At 37.5% G+C, this 11,844-nt stretch carries 12 protein-coding genes; 2 read left to right on the forward strand and 10 right to left on the reverse strand.

Annotation, left to right across the window (positions count from 1 at the left end; all coding sequences use genetic code 11):
* Positions 1-24: 24 nt before the first annotated feature.
* The 5 genes from I8T81_RS18295 to I8T81_RS18315 all read right to left on the reverse strand — a co-directional run bounded on the left by I8T81_RS18295 (position 25) and on the right by I8T81_RS18315 (position 6,328).
* Positions 25-468, reverse strand: coding sequence for a hypothetical protein (locus tag I8T81_RS18295; protein ID WP_198071801.1), 444 nt, complete (start codon positions 466-468; stop codon positions 25-27).
* Positions 465-1,358, reverse strand: coding sequence for a hypothetical protein (locus I8T81_RS19000; RefSeq protein WP_227602143.1), 894 nt, complete (start codon positions 1,356-1,358; stop codon positions 465-467). Before I8T81_RS19000 ends, I8T81_RS18295 begins: the two co-directional genes overlap by 4 nt.
* Positions 1,348-4,122, reverse strand: coding sequence for a type VI secretion system Vgr family protein (locus I8T81_RS18305; RefSeq protein WP_198071802.1), 2,775 nt, complete (start codon positions 4,120-4,122; stop codon positions 1,348-1,350). The genes I8T81_RS19000 and I8T81_RS18305 overlap by 11 nt, the downstream gene beginning before the upstream one ends.
* A gap of 375 nt (positions 4,123-4,497) precedes the next feature.
* On the reverse strand, positions 4,498-4,971 hold the full coding sequence (locus I8T81_RS18310) for a DUF4844 domain-containing protein (RefSeq protein WP_198071803.1): 474 nt from the start codon (positions 4,969-4,971) through the stop codon (positions 4,498-4,500).
* Between the two features lie 127 nt (positions 4,972-5,098).
* Entirely contained in the window at positions 5,099-6,328 is a 1,230-nt protein-coding gene (locus I8T81_RS18315; RefSeq protein ID WP_198071804.1) for a beta-ketoacyl synthase N-terminal-like domain-containing protein, read from the reverse strand.
* Between the two features lie 677 nt (positions 6,329-7,005).
* Here I8T81_RS18315 and I8T81_RS19005 point away from each other — a divergent pair.
* The gene (locus I8T81_RS19005; protein WP_227602144.1) at positions 7,006-7,290 is read left to right on the forward strand and encodes a hypothetical protein; all 285 of its coding nucleotides are present in this window, start codon (positions 7,006-7,008) and stop codon (positions 7,288-7,290) included.
* A 192-nt stretch (positions 7,291-7,482) separates the two neighbouring features.
* Complete coding sequence (locus tag I8T81_RS18320; protein WP_191016091.1) at positions 7,483-7,827, forward strand: hypothetical protein; 345 nt, start codon at positions 7,483-7,485, stop codon at positions 7,825-7,827.
* A 496-nt stretch (positions 7,828-8,323) separates the two neighbouring features.
* Here the strand turns inward: I8T81_RS18320 and I8T81_RS18325 are convergent, their stop codons facing one another.
* From I8T81_RS18325 to I8T81_RS18345, 5 genes are all read right to left on the reverse strand, one after another.
* Positions 8,324-8,899: a DUF4126 domain-containing protein gene (locus I8T81_RS18325; RefSeq protein WP_198071805.1), complete on the reverse strand. Its 576-nt coding sequence runs from the start codon at positions 8,897-8,899 to the stop codon at positions 8,324-8,326.
* Positions 8,900-9,021: 122 nt separating this feature from the next.
* Positions 9,022-9,156, reverse strand: coding sequence for a zinc ribbon-containing protein (locus I8T81_RS18330; protein ID WP_001983336.1), 135 nt, complete (start codon positions 9,154-9,156; stop codon positions 9,022-9,024).
* 321 nt (positions 9,157-9,477) lie between these two features.
* A complete protein-coding gene (locus I8T81_RS18335) occupies positions 9,478-10,416 on the reverse strand; it encodes a PDDEXK family nuclease (protein WP_198071806.1) in 939 nt (312 codons plus the stop codon).
* Between the two features lie 647 nt (positions 10,417-11,063).
* A complete protein-coding gene (locus I8T81_RS18340; RefSeq protein ID WP_198071807.1) occupies positions 11,064-11,540 on the reverse strand; it encodes a hypothetical protein in 477 nt (158 codons plus the stop codon).
* A 79-nt stretch (positions 11,541-11,619) separates the two neighbouring features.
* Complete coding sequence (locus I8T81_RS18345; protein WP_198071808.1) at positions 11,620-11,838, reverse strand: hypothetical protein; 219 nt, start codon at positions 11,836-11,838, stop codon at positions 11,620-11,622.
* Positions 11,839-11,844: the final 6 nt, after the last annotated feature.

An 11,844-nucleotide genomic window follows, 5' to 3' on the forward strand; every position in this document is an offset into this window, starting at 1 on the left:
CAACTTTAGCACCAACACTCGATTTTATTCAAAATTAGCATTCGTCAACTTTGCTTTATTTGATTGATAAGCATCATTTGAGTAATTTTTTCTTAATTCAATTCTGCATTCAGTATCAATTTTTGCTTTTTTAATATCGACTGAACAATCATCATTTTTACATATTTCGACATGTGCGATATATTTATATAATTGATTATTAATTTCTTCTGAATCTAAGTCTACTCCACCTCTTACCATAAACTGATTTTCCAAACAATTTAGCTTAGAAATAGGAAATGCATTTTTTTCAGAAATTTCTTTTAAAGAAGAGGAGCTTGTAACAAAACCTTGGTATGTTTTTTCTCCACTATACATAGATTGGAAATATTTAAATTTTCCAAAATTAATATCGGTAGATTGATAATCTATATTTTTAGAAGTACAACCAAATAATAAAAATATCCATATACATGATAAAAATTTCATTTTACTTGAACCTTTTTTAATTCGGCTTGCAATATTTGCTCTGGTGATTTAGATATACTAGGTATTGTTTCACGCATCATTTTGCTAAACCAAGCGTGACTAAATTTAGTTTCATGAAATGTATTGCTGTGTTCTTTTGGATAACTATCCCATTGCCCTCCAGCATCAGCAATTGCATCATCTGTTGTATAACTCGTAGGGCTAGGATGATACCCTTTCCATTTTGGTTTATAGCCTTCCCATCCCACCGTATTCTTTATATCGTTGACAACATTATTATTTGGTTTACAAAAAACATTTATCCAATTATTTGCAACAGGTTCTGGTGCTAGTAAATAAATTTGGGCTCTTACTGCTGGAGTAGTTAATATATTTGGAGGAGTGGTTTTTGATAATAAAACTCCAACAGGGTCAATAGTAATTAATAAATTGACTGGTACCCCTGCTTTGTTCAGTTCTGTAACTAAACCAGATGAATTCCAGCCACCCAAACTATGACCTATAATATTAATTTGAGTTTGTGGATTTTTCGTATAAACCTCAAGAATATCTTTAAAAGCATTTCTTTTACCGGAAGCTACAGGAATGGTTACTTTTCTATTATTATAAGCCTCCTCATAGCCATAATATTGTTTTAAATTTTTTGTATTTCCCGTATTAAAATTTTTTGCATAATTACCAACAATTTCTGTAGGCCCTAAAGCATCTCCCACACCTGGTAGTTTTACATCTCCATATATAAAAGGGTATTTATCAGCAGCCCCACCAATAAATGCTGTAAAACTTTGAGTATAAACTGTAAGTTTAACTGGTACAATCGCTGGCACAGGATTAACCGTTCCCATTGTTGTCTTAACCAAATTAGCATAAGCTTGTGCTTCAGTGCCCATCGTTTATCACCACATGTATTTTATATTGCTTATTCGGCTCTTCAGTTTCCAACTTAACCAAGCCTGTTCTATCTAACTTACCGCGTTCAATTTCTTTATCATTTTCATCAAAAATAATATATCCCGTGCCTGGTTTCAGTTTATTTCCTTGTTTATCCATTACATCGAACCATACACCATATTTTTGTTTTCCTTGTTCAGGTAAATACGGTAATGAACTATTTACACTCCCGCCCCCCATAAACAAATGTTGCCCAGCCTTCACCTCAAACTTACCGCCTGTGGTCATAAAAATACCCGAACCAGTAATTCTGACTTGAGAGCCGCCTGCTGTGAGCACAATTTCCTTGGATGCGGTCGCTTCGATTTTGTCTTCGGTCGAAATCACCTGAACAGCTTTACGGGCAATTAAATCGGCGCCATCGCCTTGTGCCTGTATCTCGACTTTACCTTTGCCTGCATAGAGTCTTGCCCCTTCTTGCGCTGCAAAAAGGCTAATTTTATTTTGGGCGTGTGCGATCAGGTTCTTTTGGGTAGATAGGTTGATGCTATCACCCGCAGTTTGGTTGAGCTGCCCATCTGCACTTAAGTGAATGTCTTCATTACTCGCGACCGCAATACTATTTGGGCTTGCCAGTAGCATGATCGCATCTTTGAAAGTTTTGGCTTTTGCGTTGTCTTGCTGCTCAAGCTTTTCAATAAACGATTTTAGGTTTTCTAAATGTTCTAACGGGTCAGTTTGCTGATTTTTAGCAACTTCACTGAGTGCCTTGGCATTGCTAAGACCGCCTTCAATTTGTTGCTTGGCCTCGCTTGCCTCTAGGTGCACGCCTTGAGCTTGGTCTTGTTTATGGGTACTAATAAGTAAACCACTGCCAGCTCGTACCGCGCCCCACTGGTCAGTTCTAAGTTCAAAACCTTCTCCACGACCGTCGCTTTCCGCCTTGTCTTTTGGATGGCTTAAGTTACCCAAGTTGAGCTGACTGGCTGCATGGCTACTTTGTAGCTGGGCACTGATTTGCCCTGTTGTGTCATCAAAACGGAGTTGGTTAAAGCCTTTGCCATCGACTTCTTCTGAGCGGATGCCGCTGAGCTTTTTGGTATCAGGTAATTGGCCTTTCTGGTCGAACTGGGTTGGATGGCGTTCAGCTTCGTGAATGCGTCCCACCACAAATGGGCGATCAATGTTGCCATCAAAGAAGTCAATCACCACGATCTCGCCGACACGTGGTAAGAAGCGTGCACCATACCCTGCGCCCGCCCACGGGGTCAGCACATCGACCCAAGCAGAGTCGGTGTCATTGTCATTACTACCGGCTCCACCATCATGGCTATGGTCATCAGCTCGAGTAAACAGGAAGCGGACTTTAATACGTCCCCACTGGTCAACATGAATGCTTTCGCCTTCTAGTCCCACCACTTTAGCGCGCTGCGGGTAAGCTGCTGGTCGGTGTTCTAGCGGGTTATATTCAGGTACAGCTTTAACATTGCGTCGAACGACATTCAGCTCAGCAAAGTGGCGTTGCTCAGGGTTTTGTGTATCTAGCTCGGCTGCCTTGAGTTTGTTTTGTGGTAATAGGCGTTCGATTTGCTGTTGTAATTCTTTCGGTAAATTATTCTGGTTGTAGTAGCGCTTGCTTAAGATCAAGAACTCTTTATCGGCACTGTCATGCTGGTCGAGTTCCGGATGGTCATTGAGTTCAAACCAGTAACCCACCTGTGCATCGCGGACATTACCTGAAACGGTAAATTGTTTAGAAGTCAGATGATGGTAAGCATTGATGTTCTGATTGACCTGTTCAATCTGGCTATTGCCTGAAGCAGTGGCTTGGTCTTCGCCTTTTAAGTCTTGCATCCACGCAGGGCTAACGTGCCATGCATCTTCAAGGTTTAGACTAGCATTGTCATAGTGTTCACTGTGCTTTTGGGTGCCTTGTACGCTGCCACTACCTTCTTCTTGTTGTAAGGCATCGGCTTGCCAGCGTTGAATATGTACCGAAGTCGGCTGTAAGCTTCGCTCAGCTTTAACTTGGGTAATGGTATCGAACTGTTCTGTCGCACTGCTGCGTTGGTAGCGAAGGCTACGACGTTCGAGAGCTTGATAATTTTGATTTTCATCAATTAAACGTAGCACTTGTGGCTGAATGGAAGCATTCAGGTCAGCAACTAAAAGCTGTGATTCATCGACCAGCCAGTTGATGCCTTCGCTACGCCAAAGTCGAGTTAAAAAGTCATAATCGCTTTCGTTAGACTGCATCACAAAGGGACGCACATCGTAGTCTTTGGTTAAGCCAGATGTATCAAGGGTTAAGCTTGAGGCAAACAGCGGACTTTTGCCTTGCCATTCCTTAAATAGAATTTCGCTAATATCCCGCACGCTTTTATTCATAAACACGCGGCTATTACGGCGTTTATGCCAAAGTGCAGTTGGGTCTTTTAAGGTGAGATTATAAATGGTGAGTGAGCCGTCGCTTTGCCCTTGGCTTGCTTCGGTAATAATACCTGTCGTTCTAAAAAATTGGCCCATGTCAGTGACCTGATCAATGGCAACCTGACAGCCAATGAATTGTTTTAATGCAATATGCGCGTTGGTCGACAGGCACAGTAACTCAGCTACGCTGCCCTGATTAAGGGTATGTTCGCCTTCAATACGTTGTAAGAAGACTTGCTGATTTAAAGACTGATTTGAGAACTGGATATGAACAGCACGATTTTGTGAAACAAGGCCTAGACGTTCCAATATACTCGACACACTCATCTGCATTTTTATTATCAATCAAACTTATATTTAAGCCCTATTTTAATTAAAAAAAGACTAATCTGTCTATATATACTCATTTTCAAAATGTAACTAGCCTCAATATGCTATTTTTACGTTACCTACTTATTAAATGAGTATTTAAACAGTAAATCCAAACTATTTTAATTGCTATAAAACACCGAAATATAATTTGAATTTATTATTAAAAATCAACAAAATAAAACCAATTTTCAAATTAATGAAATTCATAAATATATTTAAATAGAGAAAGTATTCTGAAAGACCTACAACTGCAAAGAAATAGTGCAAAAAAACTACCAATGCAGGTGATTCAGATACTAAAGAAATGCTTAAAAGTTTAGAATGAAGTACTAAAACTTAATGTTTATCCTTCTCTAATAACTCACCAATTTCTTCACCGTATAACCATTTATTTAAAATTCCATCTGAACTTTCTAGGCCTACAATATCGAGAAAACTTTCAAATGTGGTTGCCACTTGTTCTCGATCTTCTGTATCAAGCGTATCAGGATCGATTTGGCTGATTCCATGAGCAAGGACACGTAAAAGTTCTGCTTTGGTTGGCTCATTTTTTTGTTGATAGAGAGTAATAAAAGCTTGGGCAGTATCAGCCACTTTACTATTTAAACTTATAGCTAATGCAGGCTCTTGAACACCCGTATATAGCTGTCCATCTCCAGCAAAATGATCTTGTGTTTTAAACTGTTCTAATTGTTGAATCACAATAGAATTAGAATTTTTAATACTCATTTCGGTTTTATTCTCACTTTTTTGAGCACAAGAAACTTGTGAACTTAAGATGACCATGACTAATACTAAAATTTTTTTCATCTTTCTATTAATTTTTAATTTAAAGACAGTAAATATAAACTAATTTAACCATAAATTTCGATTACTTATAAAACTGTATGGGCCACCTTTTATTCTTTTTCTCACGCCCATATATTTCGTATTTAAATTATCCTTCCCATTTTCTAAAAACAAGACAAGTATTTACCCCACCAAAACCAAAGCTATTACTCATGACGGTTTTTAGCTCGGTTTCTCGGCTTGTTTGAACAATATCGAACTTTTTAGCTTCTTCGCGCAGTTCGGTAATATTAATACTCGGCGCAATAAAGTTATTTTGCAGCATTAAAATAGAATAAATAGCTTCGTGTACGCCTGCTGCCCCCAAACTATGCCCAGTCATCGACTTGGTCGAACTGAGTGGCGGTACTTTTTCACTGCCAAAAGCTCTTTCTATGGCTAATAGTTCAGGAATGTCGCCTGCCGGCGTTGAAGTGCCATGCGTGTTGATATAGTCAATGGTTTCAGAGCCGTTTTGCTTGGCTTCTGCGAGTGCCAATTTGATGCAACGTGTCGCGCCTTCACCACTTGGAGCCACCATATCGACACCATCACTATTGGCAGCATAGCCAACCACTTCTGCCAAAATTTTTGCTCCACGTTTTTGGGCATGGCTTAAAGACTCTAAAATCACCATGCCACCGCCGCCAGCAATAACAAAGCCATCGTTATCTTTTGAATATGGGCGTGAAGCCGTTTCTGGTGCATCGTTATATTTAGAGCATAAGGCGCCCATCGCATCGAATATTGCTGTTTGGGACCAATGGTCTTCTTCGCCGCCGCCTGCCAGCATGAGGTTTTGTTTACCAGCGGCAATAAGGTGATATGCATAGCCAATTGCATCGGCTGAAGTCGCGCAGGCACTCGCAACCGATTGGGATACGCCTTTTAGGTTGAAAGCACGCGATAGGTTAGAGCTAATAGTACTGGTGAGGTAGCGTGGCGCTAAATCGGGCGATACTTCGCTTGCGCCTTTTTCTTTTAAGCTATGCAGCATGTCGATGATGGAAGCTGTCGAACTGCCACCTGTTCCTCCAATCACGCCATATTTTGAGTTGTTGGCAATGTCATTTACCTCAAGCTTGGCGTTTTGTAGTGCATCGAGTGCCGAGTTGTAGGCATACATGGCACAAACGCCCATGTGTTTTTTTAATTCTGGATCAATATTTTCAAAATTCATTTCGGCAGTGGCGCTCACATGACTTCGAAAGTTTAGTTTTGCATAGACATCGTTATAGCGAATGCCAGAGCGGCCTGCTTTTAAGGACTCAGTTACTGTCTCTAATGTATTTCCAATACAAGAATTAATTCCCATACCTGTGATGACAACACGTTCCATTCTTATCTCTATAAAACGACAAAAATAGATCTTAACAACCAAGTTCTTTTTTGGAACTGGCAAAACATTTCTATATTTATTATTTTTTCTCATCGAATATAAATAAAAAGTTAATAATAATATTTTTATTTTAAAATCTATTTAGTTTTATTATTAAATCAAAAATATTTTAAATATTAAATTGACGTATTTAAAATCACCGATTATTATCTCTTTGCTGGCCTACATTGCCAGCCGGTTTTGACAGACCGTTGATCCACCACGGATTGTAGTTCTGCTATAATTCGCTGGACCCTTGCGTCCCCCTTCTTTGCGGTAGGACGGTTGGGGGACGCCCCGTGCGTGCTGGTTCTATGGATCCCAGTCTGTCAACCCCTTTCCGTTCTACCACCCTAATTAATTCGCGGTAATTCGGTGGTAGAACTCCATAATTTTAAGGAGTTGACCATGACATTTTTTAATCTTATTTTCTCTGTTTTTTAACTATTTTATTGATTTAAAATTTGGTTTTTTACGCCTTATTTTTTAAATTTATAAACTAATTTTATTTTAAAATTTTAATTATTTTATTTTCCTGTACTTTTAGGAGGATTAATTGTTATTTAAAAAATTATTTTAAATCTCAAAGTCATTATATTTTTATTTTAGTTATACACATAAATAATCATGAGAATAATATGAAAATTTATAAACCGCTTTTGGCTTTAAGTTTCATTCTAGGCAGCTACGGTGTTTCGATTTACGACCCAAAGACTCATCAGGAGTTTGAAAAAATTTGCTTGTCAGGTGGGCATAGCGAGTCGAGCTGTGACTGTATTTACCAGCGACTTAAGCAAGTCTACTCGCCCAAGCTGATGCAAGGTCTAGAACATGTCAGTTTGCAAAGTCCTGTTCTCCCACAGGACTTTGCCCCTACTTTTTTAAGCACCATGCAGCGGTGTGACAAAAGTAGTCTGGGCTAAGCGTTGGCTTAGCTCTTTATTTCTGTGTCGCAATGGTGTTGTACTTTAAATCAGCGCAAAAAATTAAAGTCTGTTGTGGCGCAGAGGCCTAAGTTGTTTGATTTGCCGAATTAGCATTTTTAAAAATCACATCAACTTTATAACTAATCAAGTTATGCTGTGCTCACATTCAACTTTTGAACATTTATTAGAATGAACTACACATGGGATGAATTTGAGCAAAGACTTATCACCTATAGAGATGTCAGGATTGATCTGGCAAGAGTTTTAGATGCTTATGAGCTTCAAATAAAAGAACTTCTTCAACAAATTCAATTATTAACTTATGAAGATTCTTTGCCTATATTTAATCAGTTATATGAAATACAAGATCATTTAGCTACTGCCACGTTTCGCTATGACCTCGACTTAAATGAAGCTTTAGATATATTCGTTTATCATTTCGATAGAGATGACAAAGCGCTTATAAGCCAATATTGGTACAAAAAACTCAAGCAAAACAAAGATATTCTTTGGCCTTTACCTCAAGACGAATAGTAGCTTGTACGTTTTATCCTACAAACTTTTAAGGTTTTTGCGGATTGGCGACACCCCTCTTTTTTTCTATTATGAACTCATACAGGAACAGGATGTTCCGGAACATAAAACAACAATAATAGGTTCAAGCATCAGGACGTGAGATACGACAGGAGTCATATATAGTACCCAAATACGAAAAAGCCCAACAGGATGTTGGGCTTTTTTTATATCTGAATATTGAGAAGTTTTAGGGACTAAACGGATTGAATCATTCTTCAATGTAAGATTTCTCTTACAAGCTTTTAAGGATTTTGCGGATTGGCGACACCCCTCTTTTTTCCTAATATGAAGTCATACAGGAACAGGATGTTCCGGAACACAAAACAACAATAATACGTTCAAGCACCAGGAGCGTGAGATACGACAGGAGTCATATCTAATCACCAAATACAAGAAAGCCCGACAGGATGTCGGGCTTTTTTTATGCTTATTTAAAACTGATATTTGCATATACCTATAGCGGGGTATGCGCCTGTTCTTGCTTTTTCTGACGGATCCAACGTACCACCCAAATAACTGCGATCAGCACCACTATTGCCACAAGCGCAGGCACTAACATTGCTGATACCGAAAGTAAGATTGCTCCAATCCACTCACCTGTTGCGACTACAAAATTCCCTAAGCCACCTGTGGTTGCAGTTGAAACACCACGTGCAGCGACGGTACTCATTTGCACTACACCTGCCGTACCACCACCGACAATAATCGCTGCTGCCCAACTGGCAAATTGAGACATTTCTCCACTACTCACAGCCATAGTGGTGAGCGTACCCGCGATCATCGCCGCAGGAGTTGCGACTGTGTCTAAGGCGTTATCGACCCACGGAATATAGTAGGCTGCAATTTCACATACCGTTGCCACGCTTAAAGCCAAACACACCGATGGCAGAGCTAACCACTCAAAACCTTTCGATGGCTCAAACCATCCCATCATGGTGGCAATGCTCATGACCAGTAGCGGCACAAACACCCGAAAACCGCAGGCAGCGCTCAAACCCACGCCAATACATAAACCCAATATTGTTTCCATAACGGTTTCCTTTTCATGCCCATCACGGGTCTTGTTATGTAAGTCTTATTTTTAAACTAACAAAAAGCCCCATCGGGTGACAGGGCTTTTTGTTAAATGCGAACGCAAATATTATTTCATTCTTAACGTTTAAATTGCGTGCAGTAGCATTTAGTGCAAGGTGGTAAAGGGTCTGTGTTAATTTCTAAAAACACTCTGTGTCCGCACTGAGCACAGAAATAGAAGCCTGTTCCGGGTTTTTCGCCAGCTGTTACCATGATTACATTCCTATAATCGTATATATATTAAACAGGAATATAAACCACTTAAAGTGAATGTCAATTGTCCATTTCGCCCGATGATGATGGCATAAATGCAAAAAATGTTATTTGTACGATTTATCTTACATAGATTTAGGGATTTAGCGGATTGGCTGTCCCCTGCTTTTTTTCTAATATGAACTCATACAGGAACAGGATGTTCCGGAACACAAAACAACAATAATAGGTTCATGCACTAGGACGTGAGATACGACAGGAGTCATATCTAGCAACCAAATACGAAAAAGCCCGACAGGATGTCGGGCTTTTTTTATTGATCTAAGATAATTGCGGAACTTCGATTAAGTTAACAGTAAATAAATTTAGAATATCTTCTCTGTCCATAAAGATTATTTGACTTCTCTTATTAGCATCAAGTTTATTTCCCAACCAATTTCTTGCTGCTTTAGTAATTTCTCCACCTGCAATGATATAAGCATGATCAACTAAAACTCTTTTATTTGTTTCAGGATCAAAAATTTCATGCCCTAACATCATTGTCGTTTGGTTATAGATTTCAGCAATATTATGATTTCCCGTTTTAGTCATTCCAGAAGAATCTAATTTTCCTTTCTTAACCTGTATTCCAAAATAAATAATATGCTGTGTTGGCAGCATTAACTTCATCCAAATGTCTTTACCATACTCAAGAGCTTTATCTTTATGCCCAGCTACGGTAATTCTTTGAAAACCTAATATTCTAAATAAAGGTAATAAAATTTTTTCAATTAACTCATCTTCTGAGCATCGCTCTAAAAAGCTTATAAGTAACTCTCTTTTCTTTAGCTCATCTTCTGTGAATGGTCTATGTGGATTTTCACTTGGTTTTATTAAATTATTGGTTCTTATATTTCTGACATATAAAATATTATCGTTTCCATAAAAAGCTTCGAATCCTTCTCGACTTAATGGTTTATTCAATTCAATTAATGCATTTATTCTTTCAGGATCATCTTCTGTTGCATCAGACTTATACATTAATACCCTAAGCAGATTAATAAATTTCTGAGGTAAATAATCTTTTGCACAAGGTTCTTCCAATAATTCCTTTAATCTTTCTGCTGTCCACCACCATCTAGTACTACCATCATGTACATATGGTAAATCACACTCATCAAAAAACTCTGAAATATAAAAGCTACTTCTATAAGGGAAATATTGCTGGTCACCCACAATACACTCTGCAATACCTCTTAAATTTCTATCTTTAAACCTCATAAAAGCCTCTGACAAAACAAAGAAACCTACTTTAAAGTAGGCTCTTTTTTAAACAGAATCAATAACTTTAATTTAGGAAGTATGGCAAGGGGCACAACAATAAGCGCATCCATTAATTCTAGCGTTATTGTATTTTAACTTTGCATAAGCAACAGCTTCTCGACAGGATGGAAATTCTCCAAGTAGAATCTGATTAGTTGCTAATGGCATATAATGACACCCCTGCGATTTATTATGTACCTCATAATCACCATTAGCTTGTCGATTACTATTTAAAATAAAAAACATTAGTTACCCCATAAAAAAATAAAGCCATATTTAAATTATGGCTTTATTGTACAAAAAGCAATCTATTTTTTTACTAATTAATCAAGCCATTTGGTCTTCTAAAAAATCTTCCATAACTTCATTTTGTACGCTTTAACCTACAAACTTTTAGGGGTTTTGCGGATTGGCGACTTACAACTTTTTTCCTAATATGAAGTCATACAGGAACAGGATGTTCCGGAACATAAAACAACAATAATAGGTTCATGCATCAGGACGTGAGATACGACAGGAGTCATATCTACTAACCAAATACGAAAAAGCCCGACAGGATGTCGGGCTTTTTTTATTTTTCATAAATACTTATTATATTAATAGTTTTACCATACTTTAAGTCCACTATATTGATTAAAAAGCACTAGAATAAAAAAAATCATCGTAAAAAAGAAACAATAATTATTACAGATAATCTTAAATCCATTTTTTCTGAAATTGAAATACCTATTTTCAATTTCCACTAACTTATTCAAGGCATTATTTTTATCATCTGCTGACAAATCAGTTCGCTCAACTTCATTTTTATAATATGAAAATAAATCCTTAAACGTTTTTCCTCCCCCCTCTTCTGATAATTCGGCTGCCTCTTTCCATAGCTTAGAAGTTGCAAGATAGTAAAAAAAGAAAAGAACTATTCCTATTAATGCTAATATCTTTATAGATTTTTGCTCATTAGGTATACCTATCCAACCCATTATTGAAAGAAACAACCATATACTATGTTCATTTAACTTTACAAAATAATCTCTTACAGCCTTATTTAATAAATCAATTTTTTCAAAAATGTTTTCAACAGACATATTTATACTTAACCAAAAAATTAAACTTAATATTAAAAACTCTTATCCTGAATATTTTTATCGAATTCTAATAATTAAATTATTCATATAAAGTTTTAGCATATCTCATAATATAAGAATTTAGACCCTCTCCATTTCTAGCTAGTTGTTTCATATCTTCAACTCGGCCCGCGCCTGCACTTCTATAACTATAAGTATAAATTTTAAAGGTCCTATCAAACTGCACTCTTATATATGTATCACCAATTTCATATGCGTGAATTCCAGAATCACCGTCTAAATCTAAATATCTTTCCACTATTAC

The organism is Acinetobacter seifertii (genome assembly GCF_016064815.1).
Classification (GTDB): domain Bacteria; phylum Pseudomonadota; class Gammaproteobacteria; order Pseudomonadales; family Moraxellaceae; genus Acinetobacter; species Acinetobacter seifertii.